This is a genomic window from Candidatus Pyrohabitans sp. (assembly GCF_054014795.1).
In genome coordinates this window covers 1-21,854 of record NZ_JBPMGE010000076.1, presented here as the reverse complement: position 1 = coordinate 21,854, position 21,854 = coordinate 1, and the positions used below count along the sequence as shown (strand labels likewise).

Here is a 21,854-nt window from a genome sequence, read left to right as displayed (position 1 = left end):
CGCCCGGTTTTTGTACTTTTCCAGCGTTAACTTCGGTGCTATATAGCAATGCCGCTTAAAAGTGAGGACTACGAACGAATCTATTCTCTGGTTAGCGCTCCAGAGGATGTGCATATATACTCCAGAAAGCTACGCCTGCCCACCGGTGTCCTGGAAGCGGTGCTCAACCTAAAGATGGTAAGGGGCGTGAAGGAGAACTACCATCTGCTCGCCAGGCAAAGTGAGGAGCTTCTTGAGGAGTGGAAGCGAGGCAGAAGCATCCTGAAAATCGCTGAAGAGAGAGACTTTCCACCAGTGCTCACTGCCCGCTTTTTGCTCTCTGCCATGGGCTTTTCCAGGGCGAGGATAAAGAGGCTCGCCCTCAGCGGAGAAAGCTCTGGCGATGAGAGGCTGGACAGTGAGCTCGCTGAGGCTCGCGCTAGAGATTTTGTGTTCTCGAGGCGAGCCCACGAAAGGCAGCGCAGACGAGCAATGCTGGGAGAGGAGATAATTAAATCCTGGCTCAGCGAGCATGGCGTTGACTTTCTCAGCGAGGACCACATGCCCAAGGTGGAAGGGGCCAAGACCCCCGATTTTCTGGTACGGGGTCTCAGAATGCTGGGCATGCGCGTAGCCTGGGTGGAGAGCAAGGCGATTTTCGCCGATGGGGAGGAGCACAGTAGATACATGAAGAAGCAGCTCTCTCACTACATCAAAAACTTTGGTCCCGGTGTAGTTGTATACTGGTACGGCTACGTGGATACCATACTCCGCGAAAGTAAGAATCTCCTTATTCTGGACTACACATCCTTCAACCACCCCAGGCTTGAGGAGCTCCTGGACGGGTGCCTTGGATGAAGGTGTATACCATAGGATATTCCAGCATGAGCATCTCTGACTTCATAGCCACCCTCAGACGTTTTAATATTGAGGAGCTTATAGATGTGCGCAGCTTCCCCACGTCGAAGAAGGAGGATTTCAGGCAGGAGAAGCTCAGGGAGCACCTCCGCAGCGCTGGCATCGCCTACCACCACCTAAAGGCTCTGGGCGGCTACCGCAAACCGAGCTACCTTGCCTACACCGCAACAGAAGAGTTCAGACGCGGACTGGATGAGCTCATCAAGCGCGCAAGGCGCAGGAGGGTGGTGATAATGTGCCTCGAGGAGAATCCGCGCTACTGCCACCGCAGGTTCATTGCCAGGGAGCTTGAAAAGAGGGGTGTCGAGGTGAGACACATCATAAGAGGAGGCATCAGTGGTTTTAATAATTCGCAGAATTAGTGGCGCTGCTAAGGCAGGAGAAACACCTGTGGTCTCCCTGTAACAGGATGCTCATCCACAATAACCTCTATGCCATAAACCTCCCTAATTGTGGCGCTGTTCAGGACTTCCCTTGGGCTACCATCTCCCGCGATTCTTCCCTTATTGAGTAGCACTATCCTGTCACAGTAGAGGGAAGCCAGGTTGATGTTGTGCATACTTGCCACCACGGTGACGCCTTCATCGGCAAGCTTTCTCAGCAGCCTCATAATCTCTACACTGTGGTGCAGGTCGAGGTTTGATGTGGGCTCGTCGAGAAGCATCATCTTCGCCTCCTGTGCCAGGGCCATTGCAATCAGCACTCGCTGTCTCTCACCGGAGCTCATGTTCTTAAACATCCGGTCCCTTAAATGCGCAGAATTTGTCTTTTTTAAGGATCCGAGTGCAATTTCGTAATCCTCCTCTCCGTCGAATTTGAAAGGTCCGAGATATGGATACCTGCCCATCAGAACTATCTCCATAACACTGAACTCCAGGTCCATCTGGAAATCCTGGGGCACCATGGAGATCAACCGCGCTACCTCCCTTCTTGGCAGTTTTCTGATATTCCTTTCAAAAACCTCTACCCTTCCCTCAAAGCCTATCAGCGATGCCATGGCCCTCAGGAGGGTGGTCTTTCCCGCACCGTTTGGCCCCAGTATGCCCACAAAGCTGCCCCTGCCAAACTCGGCGCAGACACCCTTTAAGACCTTAAGCGCCTCATAGTATACCTCCAAATTCTCAACCCTTATCATAATTTAACACCCCCTTTCTCCCTGAGCAGCAGATAAAGAAAGAAAGGCACACCAAAAAAGGTTGTTATTATGTTTATGGGGATCTCTGCCGACGGTATCAGTGTTCTGGCGGAGATGTCTGCAACAGAGAGTAATATTGCGCCGAGGATGGCCGAAACAGGGAGGAGGTATCTGAAATTCTGGCCCACCAGAAGCCTTGCCATGTGGGGTGTTATCAGACCCACAAAACCTATTATTCCGCACAGTGCAACAGAGATGCTTGTCAGCAGCGTGGAGAGTACCAGAAGAATCTTCTTCACCCTTTCAGCGTTCACTCCGAGAATCTTTGCATTCTCCTCACCCAGCGTCAGAATATTTAACTCCTTCGTAAACAGGTAAATAAGGGCAGATATTATGAAAATAAGGAGCGATATCTTCACCTTATACCATGTGGCATTGGAGATTGTCCCCATGAGGGTGAACATTATTACCGCCGCATCCCTGGCATTCATATACAGTATGAGAGCTGTCAGCGAGGAGAGCAGCAGTGATACCGATATACCTGAGAGCAGAAGTGTGGTTGTTGGCAGCCCCCCTTTTGTGCTTGCTATGGAGTAGACCACCCCCAATGTCATTATCGCCATGCCAAAGGAGAAGAGCAGATAGTAGCTCTTAAAGTAGACCAGAGCGATGCTCATCCCAAGCGCCGCGCCGGAGGCGACGCCGAGCACATAGGGCTCTGCCATGGGATTTCTGAATATGCCCTGAAACACCGCACCTGCGGTGGCAAGGGCGAAGCCCACAGTAAGGGCGAGTACAGCCCTTGGGAGGCGAAGCTCCCTGACTATTATCTCATACTTCTCGTCAGAGTTCCCGAGCAGGGCTTCTACCACCTCTTTTAAGGACAGTTTTACAGGGCCAAGGGCTATCTCAAGACAGAAAACCACAGCAGCTACAGCAAATAAAAAAAGAAATTTATATCTCATCCTCTATCCTCTTCTTTATCGATTCGTCCACATCGATAAAGAGTATCTTGGGTTTGTTTGTCTTCAGAAAGTCAAGCACAGGGTCGAGTTTATTCGGATTTACATACACCACAGGCACTCTGTACATATAGGACAGAACAGCCGCCTCGGTGCTTGAGTTGTAGTTGGTGATTATAACCTCCTTCGGGTTTATCCGCTTTGCAATCTCTATGCTGGTCTCAACCCTTGTGGCACCTCCTATCCTCTCGGTGGTTGCATATTCTGAAAGTTTCTCTTCAACCTCCCTGCTCACAGCCTCTTCCCTGCCGACAATTATTATCTTCCTTGGTTTTATCTTCTTTATCGCATCGAGGGTTGCCTCTGGAAGTTCCCCAGACTCTGTGAGCAGTACCGGTATATTCCTGCTCTTCGCCAGGCTTATTGCCGCATATGCGTCGACCTCAAGGTCTCCTCTTGCGACCACAACCTCCCTGGCAAAGAAGTACCTCGATACCGCAACCCTTGCAGAATACTCATAGACATCTTTGATCTGCAGCCTATTTGCCCTCTTTTCCACACTGTCCAGCTTTGGGAGTTTGTTTGAGAAGAGGAGAGATACCACAGCCGGCCTGCTGTCAACCTCATACAGCGGCCTCTGCCTGAGCATTCTTGCAACCTCTTCTTTTACCCTTCCGTACTCCTGTACCTCCTGCCTGAAGATTGTGCTCTTTGGGGGTTCGTAGTATGTTTCCCCGCCACCGCCTCCAGAGGGAGCCGGCGGAGGTGACCTGACGGGCCTGAGGTTGTCCTTGACAATTTCATAGAAGAACTCCAGACCAGAGATGATTCTCGGTCCGGGTCTTTCAACGATGTTTGAGTCCGGAACAACATACATCTTATTATTCTTAACCGCCCCCAGCTTCGACAGCACAGTATCATTCCTTATCTGACTGCACACCGTAGCCCCATAGCCGCCCATGCCGGAGCATATTATAACGTCGGGGTCTTTAGAAATTAGGACCTCCTTGCTCATTATGTACCAGCCGCTACCGGCGTCTGCCACATTTTTACCGCCAGCCAGCTTCATGAGGTCATGGGCAAAGGTTCCCTCACCCGGAGTCCAGAGGTCAGGGTACCATACCACATAAAACAGAGAGGGTTTTCTGCTACTCGCAAGTGAAGAAGAAAATTTCTCCACCTTGTCTATTCTGCTGCTCATGTTCTCAGTCAAATTCTCAGCAATGGCGAGATTGTTACCCACTCTTCCAATGAGGAGGATGTTATCCATAATCTCGTCAATTGTTCTTGACTTGGTGGCGAGAACTGTGATATTCACACTCCTCAGCTGCTCTATTGAGGATATGGGGTTGATTTTGGCAGCTATCACCAGGTCCGCCGTAAGATTTACAATCTTCTCTGTACTTATGCCCGAGTAGGGCCCCCCAACCCTCTCTAGGCTCATGTTGAGCATCTCTGGCGGGTAGTCGGAGTAGTCATCCACACCGACGAGTGCATTGCTCATATTCACGGCGAAGAGTATCTCTGTAATGCTCGGTGCCAGTGAGACTATCCTCTCTGGCGGTGTGTAAAACCTCAGGGTGGTGTTGAGGGCATCGGTAACCTCAAGGTATACTGTCACATTCCAGTTAATACTTGCGCTGCTGTTTTTTCCAACTGCGGTGTAGCTTATGTTGTATTGACCGTATCTTTCCGGAGAGAAAAGGAAGATACTGCTGCCGTTGGATTCCACATTACCATTTACAGCCCAGGATTCTGCAGTGATAGTGCCGCTCCTGTTGACATTAAAGAGAACACTCTTACCCAACTCAACTTCAAAGGCCGTGGAGTTCGAGTTTGTCAAATTGTTGGAGAAGGATATTAGACGCAGGGGTAGATAAACCTCTATGAACCAGGATAGATTCTCTGACAGATTCCCGGAAATGGGGTAGGCTTTTACTTCATACTTCCCCTCTGTACCGAAATCGTAGGTGAAATTGCTGCTTGTGACATTTCCATCCACTTTAGCCGGGGAGCTGTTCACAAACCATGTAACATTGGAACTCTGATTCAGAGAGAGGCTGAAATTGACGGAGGTATTCACGGGAAGTGAGAGATTTGTGGAGTTATCACCACTGTAGCTGTTATTCCACCCGGATATAAAACCATGTGCCGAGTTTACAGTTAGCAGCAAGACAAACAGGAGCATTATCCGCCGTATCATCACTACCACCGATTTGAAGTAAAGTAGAAGGTTATATAAGTTTGACGAAACGGTTAAGATATATTGCCCTTATGGGAAATAGATGGTAACATATTGTGCAACTATGGGCTGAGTCATAAAGGCAGACTTTTTAGAGTTACTTCATCAGGCTATTCTTAACAGCCTCCCCAACAGCTTTCCAGACCCTGCTTCCAAGCTCACTCGCCGGGCCTGAGTACTCGTAATACCTCCCCCTGCCCGTCTTTGCCACTATAACCGCATCTGTACTTGTGCCTGTAAAGTTCAGACCGCTCTCAAGCAGGGCTACCGACTTCGCCTCGGTTGCGGTTATAACCCCATTGACCATAGCCCCGGCGGGCATATCTCCTTCAAGCACCAAAATTATATTTATGGTTCCTATCTTTCTGTTGTGATTCTCAACCCCGGCGGTTGCAAAAACCACAACATCCCCCTCCTCCACAACCGAAAGCTTGTCCATAGAAACAGAGGTCAAAAGCCCGAAATAGCTGCTCATACCAAATCGCTCTGCAACGGATTTGAGATACGCCACAGGTTCTCCAAGCTCATCTTCCTCCACCCTGTGGTTGAACAGATACCTGACCCTCCCAGAGCCGCCCAGCAAACCCGAGCTCAAAGCATAGAATCTTCCTTCAATTATAAGCGTATCTTCAACTACCTTCCAGTTCATTGCAAAATCCCTACTTCTCCACCACAATCCTCAGCACACCATTGTTCAGCGAGGTCTCAACCACAGTGGAGTTCTCTTCCAGGGGCACCTGTGCGAAGTAGACCACTCCCCCCGCTCTGCCAGCGATTTCCAGACTGCCCAGCTTCTTTGCCACCTCAATGTCGTCTATGCTTGCGATGCCCGGCATCTCCACCTCAATAACCTCTCTGCCAGCGCGCTTGCGCCTCTCCACCCGGGCCTCTTTAAACTCTGCCGCGTAGCTCTCGCCAGAGCTGAACATCTCCTTCACAAATTCCGGAAGAGGAATCTCGCTGAGTATCTTCTTTAAATCCTCTGGCTTACCTGTGCGGATAATCGGGGCTTTATCCCCCTGCATCTCCACAGAGAAAAAAACACCGCCCTGGCCACGCTCCATCTGCTTGGCAAGGTCCTCCAGCGCCTTTGCATTGGCGTCTATAATCTCGCCCATCATCCGCTTCAGCTCAGAGGCAAAGCTGCTCGCATCTACCAGCGCAAAGAAGGGCGCCATATCAGCGCCGCAGGAGGGACAGAATCTTGATTTGTCGTTGAGCATGCTACCGCAGAAAGCACAGTACTTTATTCTCAAAATATCACCTACTTTAAAAAGCGCCGATGACGTGAAAAAAGTTGAAATCTCCCGGCCTCTGGAGCTTTGAAGAATCTGTCATAATTAATAATAGCAAATTTTATAAAGGTTATTTCACACTTAGCTTAAGGTGGTGGCGCTATGATAACGCTGGCAGGACTACCCCTCTTCGTGGTGCTTTTCATTGTGGGCACGGCGATATTGCTCATAGGCGTGGCCTGGAATATCGCCCTGTGGCTGAAGGGCAGACATTCCCTCTCCGGGAGTATAAAATGGGCTGTGCAGAACATCTTCAGCCGGAATATTGTTACGCTGATAGACCGTCTGGTGATGGAGGTCTTCCTGCAGCGCAGGCTCTTCCGGCAGGACAGGCTGCGCTGGCTCATGAAGGTACTTATCATCTTCGGCTATGTGGGCATAATCCTGGTGAACCACATAAAGGGCTCCACACGGGTGGAGCAGCTTCACAACTACCCGGAGATCCTGGTGTTCTTCTTTGCTCCCTTCGTGGACTACTACTACCTCGCGACGGTCTCGCCTGAGAACTTCGCACCGATAGACGCCACCTATGCGCTACTCAATGAGATTTTTGGCGGAATGGTGATTCTCGGAGAGTTTATAGCCATATACCGCCGCTTCCTTGTTAAGGCATTTCCAATAAAGACGACTCTGGTGGACAAGCTTGCTGTGATCAACCTCGGCGGATGGTTTATCTTCCGCTTTCTGGGCGAGGCGGCGGCACTTCAGGCTTATAATGTGCCCGACGAAATAGCACGCTACTGGTTCATAGCATACGGGTTGGGCAAGGTTATGCCCTTCCTCGGCGAGTTCAACGACCTGCTATGGATATTCTCTGCGCTTCTCCTGACATCCCTCTTTGCCAGCATCCCCTACAACAAGAAGCTGTGGCACATCTTCACCTCGCCTTTCGTCATGCTTATCAACGCCTTCCCCTACGACTACCGCGGCATCGCTGGCAAGTCCGCTGAGGTGGACTTCACCTCCAGGCAGCTCATTCAGCTCGACGCCTGTGTCAAGTGCCAGCTCTGCACCCTCAACTGCCAGGTTTATGAGGCTACCAGAGACAACCCTGAGCTGGAGACCTACCTGAGCTACGCCGCGATCAACTCCCATGTGAAGAAGGAGATTAAGGCAAAGTACTTTGCAGACAGGCTGCTGGTGAGGAAAGAAGAACCCATGCCTGAAAGCGAGGTTTACCACTGCCTCTTATGCGCTCGCTGTGCTGAAGTCTGCCCGGTGTTCATAAACACCCGCGAGCTGGGGATAGCTGTGAGGGCCAATCTGCACCGCCGCGGCCTGGCGCCAAAGAAGTTCCACATGGTTCGCGATGCCGTGGTAAAGGAGAAGAATGTGGCCAACTTCCCAAACAGCGACAGAGCGATGTGGATAGACTTCTTCATACCTCAACCGCCTGAGGACTACTATCAGAAGGATAAGGCCGAGGTGGTGTACTTCGTGGGCTGCGTGGGGAGCTTCTCGCCCCAGGTGCAGGATATCCCCGCTGCCTTCGTGCAGGTGATGGAAAAAGCCAAGGTGGACTTCACCATACTGGGCGAGGCTGAGCAGTGCTGCGGATACCCCCTGATGATCCTGGGCATGGGAGAAGAGGTGGAGGAGCACATAAAGCACAACATCGAGATGATAAAGGCGAAGGGAGCCAAAACAGTCGTCTTCTCCTGCCCCAGCTGCTACCACACCTTTGCGCACGAGTACCCCGAAATCGAAGGCGTAGAGCTTCTGCACCACTCCCAGTTTATCGCCAGGCTGATCAAGGAGGGCAGGATAAAGCTGAAGAAGCCCCTGGAGCTGAGTGTCGCCTACCACGACCCTTGCGACCTGGGCAGAAATTCCAGAATTTTTGAGGAGCCCAGAGAGGTTGTAAATGCACTGCCGGGGGTGAAGTTCAGGGAATTTCCAAGCAACCGGGAGTTTGCATTGTGCTGCGGAGGAGGCGGCGACGTGGAGATTGCCAACCCCAAGATTACTGAGAAGGTGTCCATGCAGATAATCAACGAGGCCGAGGAGGTGAGCATTGACACCATAGCCACGGCCTGCCAGCAGTGCAAGCGCGTTATTAAGGCGGCTGCAAATATGCACGAGGGCAAGCGCTTCCAGGTTAAGGATATCGCGGAGCTTGTGCTTGAGGCGATGGAGTGAGGGAGGCGATGCGTATTCACTTTTCTTTTCTCTGGTTATATAAACTTATATAACTGAGGTGACATTTAATGGGTGAGGTCCTCCATTATCCCAGGCTTGACACCATATTGATGATAGAGAACTTCATCAGGGAGCACAGCGGGGAATACACCAAAAAGGAGCTGTGGGAGCGTCTTCCAAAGAAGGTGATGTACCAGACATTCTGCGTGGTCTTTGACTACCTCAAGGACTCCAACAAGATAGCCGTTGATAAAAATGGAAAGATTGCATGGATCTGGAACCCGGAGCTCGTCAAAAAGTACCTGCTCTCCCCAGAGCTGGCTTTTGAATGAAGGCAAAGCTCTTTTTTGCAGATGCAAAGGTGAAGAAGGCTTTTGAGAAGCTCCTTAATAGCTCAAAGAGTGAAGATAAAAGGATTCATACTTGGCTGGTAAGAGCTTTTATAGAACTTCAGGAGGATGCATTCTGTGGAATTCAGATACCCAAAAGGCTGATTCCAAAGGAGTACCTGAAGGAGTACGGAATAAACAACCTCTGGAAGTACAACCTCCCGGAGGGATGGAGATTGCTTTACTCCATTGCCGCAGATGAGAAGAACGTTGTGTGTATAATAATTGAATGGTTCGACCACAAAAACTATGAGAGAAGGTTTGGATACTGAACAAACTAAATTTCCACAAAGATTTTAAATCTACGCTGGGTATGTGAGCGGTTCGTACTTCAAGAATCATGGATAAAGCTGCTCCTCTTTCTTCCTGAAGATTTTGATTTCGATCTTTCCGTCTACGACGTCGAAGTCTATCTCGTCACCCACCATTATTTTGATTCCAAGCTTTTTCTCAACCTTTTCCAGGAAGTTCTTCGGTAGGGTAACTTGGTAGTTTTTCCTCACCTTAGCTCTCACCATCTACATCACTAACTTTAAAAAAACGTAAATTATATATAGGAGTATCTTACAATTGTTAAACTAACAATTGTTATATATGCGAGATTGCTTTTGGGTTAATGGGGTGGTCCTGATTTGGTTGATAACGTCCTAGACTGGTGAAAACCTCCATAGAAAACAGATATCTGAGCTATTTAAGGTGTTACCCTATGGCAGCCAGGATACTGATAATAGATGACGAACCAGAAATAATAACATTGACCAGAATGATGCTCCAGAAGGCCGGTTATGAGGGGATTGGAGCTGAGAACGGTAAAGAGGGGCTGGAGATACTGGGAAAAGATAGGGTTGACCTGGTGCTCTTAGATGTTGTGATGCCCGGGATGAACGGCTGGGAGGTGTGCAGAAAGATAAAAGCAGACGAAGAGCTGAGGCAAATACCTGTGGTCATGTTCACCGTTTATGATAATAAGGAGGATGTTATGCGCAGTCATGAGTGCGGGGCAGACGCCTACCTGAGCAAGCCATTCGACAGAGAGGAGCTTCTGGATGTTGTTAGAAGGTTGCTGAGAGATCGACGGAGTGACCGCTGTTGGTCATTTAAAAGAACTTGAGCAAGCTGGAGCAAATTTGTAGAATACCCTTTGCCCTTGTGAAGCTACACCTTTACTCAGGATGACACACAAGTTCAACGTTGCATATCCAAAGAGCCTCGACCTCATCCGTGAGGCTATCGCGAAGAATAAGAATGTGGCCAACTTTCCAAACAGTGAGCGCGCCATATGGGCAGAGTTCATGCCCTCGCCGCCCAAAGGGCTGTTCAGAAAGAAGGCCAGCGTAATCTACTTTGTGGGCTGCATGTCCAGCTTCTCACCTCAAATCCAGGACATTCCAGCGGCCTTCGTGCAGGTGATGGAAAAAGCTAAGGTGGACTTTGCAATCCTTGGCGAGAAGGAGTGGTGCTGCGGCTACCCGCTTATTGTTGCAGGCATGCAAAGTGAGGCCGAGCAGCTTATAGAGCACAACATAAGGGCGATTGAGAAAACTGGTGCAGAAAAGGTGGTCTTCTCCTGCCCCAGCTGCTATCGTACCTTCCGGGAGCACTACTCGCTTGGTGCAGAGCTTTACCACCACACAGAGTTTATTCAGGAGCTTATAGATGAGGGAAAGCTCAGGCTCAGGGGCTACGACGCAAAGCTCACCTATCACGACCCCTGCGACCTGGGAAGGCACTCTCAGATTTATGAGGCACCTCGCAGGGTGCTGCGCGCCCTTAACACAGAGCTTCTGGAGATGGCCCGCACAAGGGAGATTGCACTGTGCTGCGGGGGAGGCGGAGATCTGGAGCTGGTGGAGCCGGAGCTTACGACGAACATATCCTGCAGCGTGGCGAATGAAGCTCGCGAGACTGGCGCAGGCGTTCTGGTCACCGCATGCCAGCAGTGCAAGCGCGTGCTGAAGAAGGGCGTTGCCGAGGCCGGAGCAAAGCTTGAGGTAAAGGACATCGCCGAGGTAGTGCTTGAGGGGATGGAGTAGGGTTTGTCTTGCCATTATGATGAGGATTAGAGACCTACACACCCTATAAAAACAGTAATAAAGGGTGAAGGCGATAGAATTAAAGTGGAATAGATATGGAAAAGTTGCTCGATAAGGTTAACTTCAGGGTAAAGCTCGCTGGAGAGGAGCTTGCCATCGCCGTGGTTCAGGATTACCTCACCCAGGAAGTGCTCATGGTGGCGTTTATGAACCGTGAGGCCCTGGAAAAGACCCTGACTACGAAAAAGATGACCTACTACAGCACCTCTCGCAGGAGGCTGTGGGTCAAGGGCGAGACCTCTGGTAACTTCCAGGTTGTGAAGGAGGTGCGCCTTGACTGCGACGGCGATGTACTGCTTTTCAAGGTGGAGCAGCGCGGCGCAGCATGCCACGAGGGCTTTGCCACATGCTTCCACCGTGTGCTTCGCGAGGGCGAGTGGTTAATTCAGGGAGAGCGCATATTTGACCCCGAGAAGGTTTATGGAGGTAGAGAATGATTCTTGTACCAGATACTTCGGTAATAATAGATGGGAGGATAACTCAGCTTATAAAAAATAAGGATTATGTTGGGGCGCGCGTGGTTGTGCCAGAGGCGGTCGTGGCAGAGCTGGAGCACCAGGCAAACCAGGGCAAGGAGAGCGGATTCAATGGCCTGGAAGAGCTGGCCCAGCTTCGGGAAAAGGCAGAAACAGGGGTTATTACACTGGAGTTCTATGGCACGCGCCCCAGGGAGCATGAGCTTCGTTTCATCGACGACATAATAAGAAACGTGGCCAAGGAAACGGGCGGTGTGCTTGTTACCAGCGACCGTGTTCAGGCGATGGTGGCCCGTGTCAAGGGGATAGATGTGAAGTACCTCCGCCCCAGGCGGGTGAAGCGCAAGCTTGGCATACTCAAATACTTCGACGACACCACGATGTCTGTGCATCTGCGGGATCGCGTGGTGCCAATGGCCAAGAAGGGCAGACCGGGGGAGATAACACTCATGCCCATAGGTGAGAAGCCCCTCACAGAGCGAGAGCTGGCAAGGCTCGCGAGGGAAATCCTTGAGTATGCGAAGGTGGACCCCGACTCGTTCATAGAGATAGAGCGTCGCGGGGCGAGTGTTGTACAACTACGAGAAATTCGCATTGCCATCGCCAGGCCGCCCTTCAGCGACGGCTTTGAGATTACCGCAGTAAGGGCGATTGCTCAGGTCTCCCTCGAAGATTATAAGCTCAGCGAAAGGCTGATGAAGCGCCTCAGTGAGCGTGCGGAGGGGATACTCGTCGCAGGGCCTCCGGGCGCCGGGAAGAGCACCTTCTCCCAGGCTCTGGCTGAGTTCTACAGCTCCCTGGGGAGAATAGTCAAAACAATGGAGTCGCCCCGCGATTTGCAGGTGAGCGATGAGATTACCCAGTACGCCCCCCTCGAGGGGGACATGGAGAAGACCGCCGATATACTGCTGCTGGTGCGCCCTGACTACACTATCTACGATGAGGTGCGCAAGACACGGGATTTCAGGATATTCGCAGATATGCGCCTTGCAGGAGTGGGAATGGTGGGTGTGGTGCACGCCACCAAGGCTATAGACGCCCTCCAGCGCTTGATAGGCAGAGTGGAGCTCGGCATGATTCCCCAGATTGTTGACACAGTGGTATTCATCAAGGACGGCAGGGTGGAGAAGGTGTACAAGGTGGTGTTCTCAGTAAAGGTACCTGCGGGTATGCAGGAGGCTGACCTTGCAAGGCCTGTGATTGAGGTGAAGGACTTCGAAAGCGATACCACAGAGTATGAGATTTACACCTTCGGTGAGGAGACCATAGTAATGCCGGTGGACGCACTGCGCGAGGCCAAGCCCGTGGAGAGGCTCGCCTCGGAGCGCGTTGTGCAGGAGATTCGAAGGCGTTTGCCCAGTAGCGCAGCCGTGGATGTGGAGGTGAGCGATGGGAGGGCCACTGTGTATGTGGATGAGCGCTTCCTGCCGGCGCTTATAGGCAAGCGGGGCAAGCGTATTGCCTCGCTGGAGAAGAAGCTGGGGCTGAGCATAGACGTTAGAACCTTTGCGGAGAGACGGCAGGCGCCTGCGCGTGGGGAGAAGCGCATTCCCGTGGACATCGCAGAGACAAAGCACTACATCCACCTCATCCTCGGCAAGGCCTACGCTGGCAGGATGGTGAAGTTCTATGCCGACAACGATTACCTGTTCACCGCCACCATAGGCAGGAAGGGTGAAATCAAGCTGGGGAAGGACAGTGAAATTGGCGACGCGCTGCTCAGCTATGTGGAGGAGGGCAGGGAGATTTTTGCGGTGGAGGTGTAAATTAAACTTTTAATCGCTTCAGTTTTGCTTTGCTACGTTAGTCGAGGTTACTGCGAAGAGGCAGCGCCATGGATATTCCCCGGATTCTCATCTCCGGCACATCAAGCAGAGCAGGTAAAACGGTAATAAGCATAGGCCTGATGCGCGCCCTGCGCAACCGCGGCTACCGCGTGGCGCCCTTCAAGGTGGGACCCGACTTCATCGACCCCAGCTACCACCTCTTCGCCACCGGGAGAGTGAGCAGAAACCTCGACGGCTACATGATGAGCGACGAAGCTATACTGGAGACCTTCGTTAGGAACTCCAAAGGCGCAGACATAGCTGTAATCGAGGGTACGATGGGGCTTTACGACAGCCACAACGCCGTCGACGCCAGGGGGAGCACCGCCGAGGTGAGCAAGGTTATTAAGGCACCTGTCATCCTCGTGGCGAATGTGGAGCGAATCTCCCGCACTGCCGCCGCCTTTGTTCTCGGATACAGGCTCTTTGATCAGGACGTAAACCTCGCCGGCGCTGTGCTTAACCGGGTGGGCAACCCCAGGCATGCATACAAGGCAAGGACCGCTGTGGAGGTGCTTGCAAAGATGCGCGTCTTCGGCACTGTACCCCGCAACAGTGGCATAGAGATACCAGAGCGTCACCTGGGGCTTATTCCGGCATACGAGAAGGAGAAGCTTGAGCAGCTCTTCGACACTCTTGCGAGCCTGGTGGAAGAGCACATAGATGTGGATGGCATCGTGGAGGTCGCAAGAAATGCGCCCGCCCTGGATGAGGTCCCCCCAAATAACCTCTTCGCGAAGCCCAGAGAACCAAAACTTGTGCTGGGCGTGGCCCGCGATATAGCCTTTACCTTCTACTATCAGGATAACCTGGACGCCTTCGCAGCCCAGGGGGCCAAGCTTGTGCCCATCGATACGCTCCACGACCCTGCCCTGCCCCGGGATATAGATGCTCTGTACATAGGCGGGGGATTCCCGGAGATAATGGCAGAGCAGCTTGAGCGCAACAGCTCCCTCAGGCAGAGCATCTACGACTTCTGCTCCAGCGGCAGGCCCTGCTATGCTGAATGTGGCGGACTCATGTATCTGGGGCAAAGTATAAATACCCGAAGTAATCATGAATACGAGATGGTGGGCTATCTGCCCATCTCGACCAGAATGAAAGCTAAGTTTCAGGCACTGGGTTATGTGAAGAATCTGGCGATTCGCAACAACCCCATAAGCCGCCGTGGTGACCTCCTGGTGGGACACGAGTTCCACTACTCAAAGCTGGAGGCTCACAAAAAGCTCACCTTCGCTTACAGCGTTGAGAGAGGAAAGGGCGTCGATGGCGCCCACGACGGAATAGTAAAAGACAACACCCTTGCAAATTACATGCATGTGCATGTGATTTCCTACCCGCGGATGGTCAACAATTTTTTAGCGGTGGCAGAAAAATTTAAAAGCTGAGCAGTACATTTACCCACCTGTTCACAAAGGAGAGGAGTGGCGAGATGCTCAAGCCCCTGCCAATGAAGAAGGTAGAAGCTGTGCTCCTGGAGGAGCACAAGAATCATGTGCTTAAAGAGCTTAAGGACAAGGGTATTATTCACTTTATAAACTCCGCCTCCGATGGTGTTGAAGTTGCTGAGAAGCTGAAGCTTCGCGGTGCTGGGGGTTCCTGGATTCGAATCGAAGCCTCTGAACAGATATCCAAGATAGACAATCTGCTTGAGATTCTGAAGCAGGGTTTGGATGAGGAGATTGAAGCCCCACCCCTGGGCGAACTCGAGGAGGTGGCGCGCAGGCTGCCCGCCAGCCAGGAAGAGGTCAAAAAAACCTTTGAGGAGATTGCAGAGAGGATATTCTTCCTCGAAGACAGGGTGCTGGCTCTGAACAACAGGCTTGCGGAGGTGCGGAAGGAAAAGGAGGAGCTTCAGAGCTACAGGGGCGTACTGGAGAAACTCGAGGTCTTTGGCCTCGGTCCCAAGAACCTGCGGGGGCTCAGATACACATCCATATTCTTTGGTGTTGTACCCAAGGAGGAAATCGCAGCGATTGAGGAGGGTGTGGGTAAAATAACAGACACCTACATCCTCAACAGCAGGGAGATATCCAAAAAGCAGGCTCTTATTGTTTTGATTGTCCTGAAAAAGTATGAAGCTGATGTTTCCAGGATGCTCAGAATCCACCGCTTTGAGGAGGTGGGGATACCCCTGAGGCTAATTCCCTTCACCCTCGAGGAGGCAAAGAGGAAGGTTGAGGAGAACGCAGCAACGCTTGAGAAGGATGAAAGGGAGATAATAAATCAGCTTCGCGAGATAGCCAACAGAGAGATGGCCAACCTCCTGAGGTATAAGAGATTCCTGACAATCGCCAAGACGGTAGACGAAGCCAATCTGAACTTCCTGAGGACCAGAAACACCTACTACTTCGCCGGCTGGGTGCCCGCTGCCAGTGTGAATGAGGTTGTGGAGATAATAGAGAGGAGCACAGCCGGAGCGTGTGTGGTTGAGGTGAGCGAGCCGGAGGATGAGGAAACTCCTCCCACACTTATTGTCAACCCAAAGGTCACCAAGCCGCTTGAGGCACTGACCACCACCTATGGCACGCCCCACTACCGAGAGATAGACCCGACGAGTATAATAGCCATAACCTTCCCCTTCATCTTCGGGTTCATGTTCGGCGACATAGGTCAGGGGCTTATACTAACCCTCATCGGCGTTTTCATGGGCTTTAAGATGAAGAGGCTTAGTGAGAATGGAAGGAAGCTGGGAAGGACGCTCATACTGTGCGGAATAATGGCGACCCTTGTGGGCTTTATGTACGGCAGCATGTTCGGCTTAGAGGCTGAGGCCACGCACGGCGAAAGTATTTCACCCATGGAGAAGTATCTGGGCTTCACCATAGAGCCGGTGAAGGTGCCCGTGCTGGACAGGTTCTTCACAGGTGCACTTCTCGGCGGCTCCCCTGAGGAGAACCGCATAATGCGGGCTGTGTACTTCTCCATATACCTCGGTATAGGCCTGCTCATCTTCGGCTTAATTATAAACATAGTGAACCATGCAATGAGGGGTGAGCTCAAGCACGGGCTGTTAAGTCCCTTCGGCGTGCCCGGGATATGGGCACTGCTTGGCGGAAGCTACGTGGTGTTCAAGGATGCGATGGAGCCGGTTCCCATTGCCCTGGGTATCGGAATACCAATACTGCTAATCTTCATCGAGGGGTGGCTGATAAAGAAGGAGGGACTACTGATAGCCTTTATAGAGACCTTTGAGAACTCAATGAAGTACCTCACGAATACTCTCTCCTTCCTGAGAATTACGATTATAGGAGTGGTGCACGCAGCGCTGTCGCTGATGATGGTCAATGCCATGAACGGCCTCAGCGCCTCCGCCGTGCCGGCCAAGGGTCTGCTCATCGCCCTTGTGTTTGTCTTCGGCAACATTATAATTCTGGTAATGGAAGGATTCATCTCCTTTGTGCACACCCTCAGGTTGCACTTCTATGAGATATTCTCAAAGTTCTATCAGGGCAACGGTGTGCTCTTCTCACCGCTAAAGGTAATCTATCAGGAGAAACAGTAAAATAGGAGAAGATAGCAAAAAATTACGGAGAGGTGAAAGCATGAGGAAGATAACAGCTCTTGGAATTGTATTGGGCATAGCGATGGTGGCTTCGCTGGGTATAGCCTTTGCTGCAGAGGAAGGCGCCGCTGCCGGTGGAGAGGCGGCAGCAGTCGGAAACCAGAAGGGTATGTATGCGATTGCTGCAGCCCTTGCAGTTGGCCTGGCAGCCGCAGGTGCCGGCTTCGCTATCGGCCACACCGGTGCGGCGGCGCTGGGTGCTATCTCTGAGAAGCCTGAGATGATGACCTGGGGTCTCATCATAGTCGCCCTGGCGGAAGGAATTGCGCTCTATGGATTGATTATATCCTTCATGCTCCTGACAAGGATCTAAAACATAAATACCTCTTAATTTTTAGGGAGCTGGAGCATGTCGGCAGGTGACTATGCCTACACCAATGCAAAGATAGGTGCCTTAAGGTCGCGAATGCTCACGCAGGGAGAGTTTCGCTCTCTGATAGAGGTTGCGACAGTAGAGGATATGATATCCCTGCTCAAGGGCACCTATGTGGGTAAGGAAATCTCCAAGCTCCAGGATGTGAGCATCCCTAACATAGAGGGGATGCTCTACAGCTCCCTTGCCCAGGAGTATGACAGGATAGTTAAGGGCCTCAGGCGTGAGCCAAGGGCGGCGATGGACAGGCTCTACAAGAAGTTTGGCAGTGAGGTGGTAAAGGCCGTCATACGCCTTAAGGCGGCCGGCGTGCCGCCGGAGGTTATACGGAGATACCCTCTCTTCACCACCCGCGACATGCCTGCAGATAGAATCCAGAAGATGATAGAAGCGCAGGACATCCGCGAACTCGTGGAGACGCTGAGGGGCACTGACTACTACAAGCCCCTTGTTAAGGCGCTGCCAAACTACACCGAGGACGGCTCGCCAGCGGTGCTCACGAATGCCCTCGAAAGCGCCCTCTACAAGAACCTCTGGGCAAGTGTTTCTGCGCTTTCCACCCGGGACAGGGGCATCGCAAGAGAGCTTGTGGGCAAGGAGATAGACATTAAGAATATACTCACAGCGTATCGGCTAAGGGGAAGCGACATTTCGAGTGCAGAGGCTCACTTTATACCAGTGATGTACAGGGTGAGGAGGGAGGTGCTCACCGCCCTGCTCGGCCTTCGCCATCTGGGGCAGATTGCCACAGAAATTCCCCACTTTGGCTACACCAACATAATAGCCTCAATCATCAAAGACTACGAGAACATCAGCAGGGAGCTGCCCTTCAGCATGGTCTACTCACCGGCAAGCGCAGAGGCGGCTAGGGAGTATGAGGGCGTGGCCTCTGTACTTCCATTGGAGATAGCCCTTCGCAGACACATGACAAAGCTCTATCAGCGCGCCTTCCGCGGTGACAGGTTCCACATAGGCGTGCCCATGGCACACCTCTTCCTGAGGGAAAATGAGATAAGAAATATTGTCACCGCCCTGAAGCTGAAAGAAGCAGGTGTGGAGTCTGAAAAGATAGAGAGGATGATGATATTTTAGCTATCTGAAATGCCTGCTCCCCCTGCTGTACTCCTTCTTTGCTCTGAGCGACTTGAACATGCAGTACTTTGCAACGTCGCGGGAGGTTATCATTCCTATTATATCCCCATTTTCCATAACAGGGAGGCGGCGTATGTGGTAGATGTTGAAAAGCTCGCTCGCCTTGCTTACCGGTGCTGAGGCGTCGATGGTCACGCGAAGCTCTGTCATTATATCGATCGCCTTTATTTCCTTGAAGCTTATCCCTTTAGATACGACCTTTGTTATTATATCCCTCTCAGTCACAATGCCCCAGTCAACCTCATTCAGCTTAACCAGAACTGAGCCTATGTTTTTTTCCTTCATTATGCGAGCGATTTCAAGAACACTCGTCGAGGGGCCCACAATTGTCACGCCGTGCATTATGTCCTTAACTTTCATCAACTCACCTTGTTGTTAGACCTGACAAAACCAATATAATTAATTTTTGGCACTAGCAGGATTCATGGTTTATGGAGTTGGTGGGGCAGACCTCCACGCAGGAGCAGCAGTTGACACAGTCTTCCATCCTTACCGGCTCTGATTTGCCGTCCTGAAGCTCATAGACATCCGCAGGGCAGATGTCCACGCATTCACCGCAGCCTACGCAGGTATCTTTATTTACCTCTATCACTGCCATTCCAGACCTCCTTTTGATGCTGGGGTTATCTCTCCAGAAGGCTATAAAAAGTTTTTGTTCTTTAATGATTTTTCATGATGATTATATCCCACAGGAGGGAGCAGGGCGCTGATTTAGCACAAGCTTTTTCTATCACCAAGCAGCATACACCATGGGGGATAGAATGGATTTCACATTTCGTATCGCAGGTATGGCGGGGGATGGTGTAAAGGGCGCCGGTCTGGTTGCCGCCAAGGTCTTCTCAAGACTCGGCTATCACGTCTTTATCCATGTGGAGTACCAGTCGCTGATACGTGGCGGTCACAACGCGACGGTGGTGAGGGTGAGCACAGAGAAGGTGCGGTGCCACGAAGCGAGGGGCGACCTTCTGATAGCACTTCAGGATTATGTTATCCCGCAGCACAGGCGCCACGTTAAGCAGGTGCTCTTCGACTCCTCTAAATTCAGCTACACCGAGGGCTACGCGCTACCGATGGGCGAGTTTGCGGCGCAGGCAGAGGCGCCGTCGGTGTTCAGAAATGCAGCCGCACTCGGAGCGCTGTGCTACCTCTACGGCATAGACGTGCAGGTTCTCAACCAGATATACCGCGACGCCTACGGCGAGAAGGCTGAGAAGGACATAATTCTCGCGGAGATGGGCCACAGCTACGCCTCCAAGCGCATGGAACGCATTCGTGAGGTTGAGAAGGTAGGCGATGCCAAGCCTCTGCTGGACGGCAATCAGGGTGCTGGCCTGGGAGCGGCTAAAGCCGGGCTGAGAAACTACTATGCCTACCCCATGACGCCCTCCTCCTCGGTGCTCCACTTTCTTGCATCGCTGAAGAGGAAGCTGGGTATAACAGTGCTCCAGCCCGAGAATGAGATTGCCGCCGCGGTAATGGCAATAGGCTCTGCCTTTGCCGGAGCCAGGACCATGGTGGGCACCTCAGGCGGTGGCTTTGCACTCATGCAGGAAGCAATAAGCCTCGCCGGCATGGCGGAGGTGCCGGTGCTCTTCCTCGAATCGCAGCGCGGTGGGCCGAGCACTGGCTTGCCCACCTGGCATGCACAGGGAGACCTGAGGTTTGTGCTTCACGCTGGCCATGGAGAGTTTCCCCGCATCGTCGCCTCGCCGGGTGATGTGGAGGACGCCTTCTACCTCGCCGGCGAGCTGCTCAACCTGGCCTGGCGCTACCAGACGCCTGCGGTGCTGCTCATGGACAGGTATCTCTCGGAGAGCGCAGCTACGGCGGAGATAGACCCCGAGGGTATTCAGGAGGAGCCACCCCTACTTTATCACGGCGACGCCGCGAACTATAAGAGGTACCTCATAACCGACTCGGGCGTTAGCCCCCTCGCCTTTCCCCCTCGGGTGGTGCTTAAAGCTACGGGCAATGAGCACGATGAGCTGGGCTTCACCACCGACGACGCCGAGGCAAGCGAGGCGATGTACGAGAAGAGGATGAGAAAGGCCAGCGCAATAGAGGAGGAGGTGAAGCGGAGGCAGGGGGTTAGAATCTTCGGCAAGGGTAGAGATGTTGTCTTCACATGGGGCTCAACCACAGGCGCTGCCGTTGAGGCGGCCCAGAAGCTGGACTTGAAGGTGGTGCAGGTACGCTACCTCTCCCCCTTCCCCACCTGGGAGATAGAGAAGCTCAGCTTTGAGAGAGCCGCCTGTGTGGAGTGCAACTACACCGGTCAGCTTGCGTCGCTGCTCAAAGAACACGCCTGCATAGAGGCGGAGCTTGTCTCAAGGTACGATGGCAGGCCCTTCACGGCGAGTGAACTCGTGCAAAGGCTGAAGGAGGTGTTCCCATGAAGCTCGACACGCGCGCAAAGATAGTCTGGTGCCCGGGATGCGGAAATTTCGGCGTTATCAAAGCCTTCAAGGATGCCGCCGCTGAGCTTGCGGAGGAGATGGATTTGAAAAGGATGGTGCTCGTCTCAGGCGTGGGCTGCCACGGCAAGATTGCTGATTATCTCGCGCTGAGCAGTTTCCACACCATCCACGGCAGGGTTCCGGCGATGCTTGCGGGCATAAAGCTGGCAAACCCCGAGCTAACCGTTGTCGGCTTCGCGGGCGATGGCGACGCCTACAACGAGGGTCTGGCGCACCTTATCCACGCGGCGAAGAAGAACATAGACGCCACACTTATAGTCCACGACAATGCGATCTATGGCTTAACCACAGGGCAGGCGAGCGCAACCACTGCGAAGGGCTTCAGGGGAAGGAGCACCCCCGAGGGAAACCCGGAGGAGCCGATAAATCCCATAGCGCTGCTCCTCGCCTCGAGAGCGAGCTTCGTCGCCCGCGGCTACGCCGGCGACGCTGAGCACCTTAAAGAAATAATTAAGGAGGCGATACTCCACAGGGGCTTTGCCTTTGTCGACGTGCTCCAGCCCTGCGTCACCTTCAACAACACCTGGAAGCTCTACAGGGAGAAGGTTTACCCGCTGGAGGATACGCCGTCCAGCATTGACGAGGCAATGAGGCTGGCGCTTGCGGAGGATGGGATACCTACCGGGATATTCTACCGCGAGCAGCGGAGTACCTATGAAGAGTTAATGCGCACCCCGCAGCGCAGTACCGACGTTAAGGCGATACTGGCAAAGCTGAAGTAGCTATATTGGCGGGGCAATCGCAACCAGGACGCGCATGCGCGTCTTCGCCTTAACGCCGTGGGGCTCGCTCACCTTGCTTATGAGCAGGCTCCCCGGCTTTGCCTCGACCTC

At 52.5% G+C, this 21,854-nt stretch carries 23 protein-coding genes; 15 read left to right on the top strand and 8 right to left on the bottom strand.

What is annotated here, in order from left to right; all coding sequences use genetic code 11:
• Positions 1-48 precede the first annotated feature (48 nt).
• Positions 49-837 (top strand): TPD domain-containing protein, encoded by a 789-nt coding sequence (locus ACXJJW_RS07995; protein ID WP_456475213.1) that lies wholly within the window; start codon positions 49-51, stop codon positions 835-837.
• Positions 834-1,259, top strand: a complete 426-nt coding sequence (locus ACXJJW_RS07990) for a DUF488 domain-containing protein (protein ID WP_456475212.1) — start codon at positions 834-836, stop codon at positions 1,257-1,259. The genes ACXJJW_RS07995 and ACXJJW_RS07990 overlap by 4 nt, the downstream gene beginning before the upstream one ends.
• 8 nt (positions 1,260-1,267) lie before the next feature.
• Here the strand turns inward: ACXJJW_RS07990 and ACXJJW_RS07985 are convergent, their stop codons facing one another.
• From ACXJJW_RS07985 to ACXJJW_RS07965, 5 genes are all read right to left on the bottom strand, one after another.
• Entirely contained in the window at positions 1,268-2,032 is a 765-nt protein-coding gene (locus ACXJJW_RS07985) for an ABC transporter ATP-binding protein (RefSeq protein ID WP_456475211.1), read from the bottom strand.
• Positions 2,029-2,958, bottom strand: coding sequence for a FecCD family ABC transporter permease (locus ACXJJW_RS07980; protein ID WP_456475210.1), 930 nt, complete (start codon positions 2,956-2,958; stop codon positions 2,029-2,031). The genes ACXJJW_RS07985 and ACXJJW_RS07980 overlap by 4 nt, the downstream gene beginning before the upstream one ends.
• 28 nt (positions 2,959-2,986) lie before the next feature.
• A complete protein-coding gene (locus ACXJJW_RS07975; protein WP_456475240.1) occupies positions 2,987-5,197 on the bottom strand; it encodes a helical backbone metal receptor in 2,211 nt (736 codons plus the stop codon).
• A gap of 136 nt (positions 5,198-5,333) precedes the next feature.
• On the bottom strand, positions 5,334-5,885 hold the full coding sequence (locus ACXJJW_RS07970; protein ID WP_456475209.1) for an adenosylcobinamide amidohydrolase: 552 nt from the start codon (positions 5,883-5,885) through the stop codon (positions 5,334-5,336).
• 10 nt (positions 5,886-5,895) lie between these two features.
• On the bottom strand, positions 5,896-6,492 hold the full coding sequence (locus ACXJJW_RS07965; RefSeq protein WP_456475208.1) for a zinc-ribbon domain-containing protein: 597 nt from the start codon (positions 6,490-6,492) through the stop codon (positions 5,896-5,898).
• Positions 6,493-6,633: 141 nt separating this feature from the next.
• On the opposite strand from ACXJJW_RS07965, the gene ACXJJW_RS07960 reads away from it, so the two are divergent.
• From ACXJJW_RS07960 to ACXJJW_RS07950, 3 genes are all read left to right on the top strand, one after another.
• Complete coding sequence (locus tag ACXJJW_RS07960; protein WP_456475207.1) at positions 6,634-8,670, top strand: (Fe-S)-binding protein; 2,037 nt, start codon at positions 6,634-6,636, stop codon at positions 8,668-8,670.
• 68 nt (positions 8,671-8,738) lie between these two features.
• Positions 8,739-9,002, top strand: a complete 264-nt coding sequence (locus ACXJJW_RS07955) for a hypothetical protein (protein WP_456475206.1) — start codon at positions 8,739-8,741, stop codon at positions 9,000-9,002.
• Positions 8,999-9,331, top strand: a complete 333-nt coding sequence (locus ACXJJW_RS07950; protein ID WP_456475205.1) for a hypothetical protein — start codon at positions 8,999-9,001, stop codon at positions 9,329-9,331. The genes ACXJJW_RS07955 and ACXJJW_RS07950 overlap by 4 nt, the downstream gene beginning before the upstream one ends.
• 66 nt (positions 9,332-9,397) lie before the next feature.
• Here the strand turns inward: ACXJJW_RS07950 and ACXJJW_RS07945 are convergent, their stop codons facing one another.
• Complete coding sequence (locus ACXJJW_RS07945; protein WP_456475204.1) at positions 9,398-9,577, bottom strand: AbrB/MazE/SpoVT family DNA-binding domain-containing protein; 180 nt, start codon at positions 9,575-9,577, stop codon at positions 9,398-9,400.
• Positions 9,578-9,765: 188 nt separating this feature from the next.
• On the opposite strand from ACXJJW_RS07945, the gene ACXJJW_RS07940 reads away from it, so the two are divergent.
• The 8 genes from ACXJJW_RS07940 (at position 9,766) to ACXJJW_RS07905 (ending at position 18,484) form a co-directional block, all read left to right on the top strand.
• Positions 9,766-10,170 (top strand): response regulator, encoded by a 405-nt coding sequence (locus ACXJJW_RS07940; protein WP_456475203.1) that lies wholly within the window; start codon positions 9,766-9,768, stop codon positions 10,168-10,170.
• Between the two features lie 61 nt (positions 10,171-10,231).
• Positions 10,232-11,092 (top strand): (Fe-S)-binding protein, encoded by an 861-nt coding sequence (locus ACXJJW_RS07935; protein WP_456475202.1) that lies wholly within the window; start codon positions 10,232-10,234, stop codon positions 11,090-11,092.
• A 95-nt stretch (positions 11,093-11,187) separates the two neighbouring features.
• The gene (gene hisI, locus ACXJJW_RS07930) at positions 11,188-11,589 is read left to right on the top strand and encodes a phosphoribosyl-AMP cyclohydrolase (protein WP_456475201.1); all 402 of its coding nucleotides are present in this window, start codon (positions 11,188-11,190) and stop codon (positions 11,587-11,589) included.
• The gene (locus ACXJJW_RS07925) at positions 11,586-13,394 is read left to right on the top strand and encodes a PINc/VapC family ATPase (protein ID WP_456475200.1); all 1,809 of its coding nucleotides are present in this window, start codon (positions 11,586-11,588) and stop codon (positions 13,392-13,394) included. Before hisI ends, ACXJJW_RS07925 begins: the two co-directional genes overlap by 4 nt.
• Positions 13,395-13,462: 68 nt before the next feature.
• Positions 13,463-14,842, top strand: coding sequence for a cobyrinic acid a,c-diamide synthase CobB (locus tag ACXJJW_RS07920; protein WP_456475199.1), 1,380 nt, complete (start codon positions 13,463-13,465; stop codon positions 14,840-14,842).
• Between the two features lie 44 nt (positions 14,843-14,886).
• On the top strand, positions 14,887-16,959 hold the full coding sequence (locus ACXJJW_RS07915; protein ID WP_456475198.1) for a V-type ATP synthase subunit I: 2,073 nt from the start codon (positions 14,887-14,889) through the stop codon (positions 16,957-16,959).
• Between the two features lie 40 nt (positions 16,960-16,999).
• Positions 17,000-17,332: an ATP synthase subunit C gene (locus ACXJJW_RS07910; RefSeq protein WP_456475197.1), complete on the top strand. Its 333-nt coding sequence runs from the start codon at positions 17,000-17,002 to the stop codon at positions 17,330-17,332.
• 36 nt (positions 17,333-17,368) lie between these two features.
• The gene (locus ACXJJW_RS07905) at positions 17,369-18,484 is read left to right on the top strand and encodes a V-type ATPase subunit (RefSeq protein WP_456475196.1); all 1,116 of its coding nucleotides are present in this window, start codon (positions 17,369-17,371) and stop codon (positions 18,482-18,484) included.
• Here ACXJJW_RS07905 and ACXJJW_RS07900 read toward each other — a convergent pair whose 3' ends face one another.
• Positions 18,485-18,904 carry a CBS domain-containing protein gene (locus tag ACXJJW_RS07900; RefSeq protein WP_456475195.1) on the bottom strand — a complete coding sequence of 140 codons (420 nt, stop codon included), beginning with the start codon at positions 18,902-18,904 and terminating at the stop codon, positions 18,485-18,487.
• A 52-nt stretch (positions 18,905-18,956) separates the two neighbouring features.
• Positions 18,957-19,142: a 4Fe-4S binding protein gene (locus tag ACXJJW_RS07895; RefSeq protein ID WP_456475194.1), complete on the bottom strand. Its 186-nt coding sequence runs from the start codon at positions 19,140-19,142 to the stop codon at positions 18,957-18,959.
• A 163-nt stretch (positions 19,143-19,305) separates the two neighbouring features.
• Between ACXJJW_RS07895 and ACXJJW_RS07890 the strand changes: the two genes are divergently transcribed.
• Positions 19,306-20,940, top strand: coding sequence for a 2-oxoacid:acceptor oxidoreductase subunit alpha (locus ACXJJW_RS07890; protein ID WP_456475193.1), 1,635 nt, complete (start codon positions 19,306-19,308; stop codon positions 20,938-20,940).
• Entirely contained in the window at positions 20,937-21,743 is an 807-nt protein-coding gene (locus ACXJJW_RS07885; RefSeq protein WP_456475192.1) for a thiamine pyrophosphate-dependent enzyme, read from the top strand. The genes ACXJJW_RS07890 and ACXJJW_RS07885 overlap by 4 nt, the downstream gene beginning before the upstream one ends.
• Positions 21,744-21,854 lie beyond the last annotated feature (111 nt).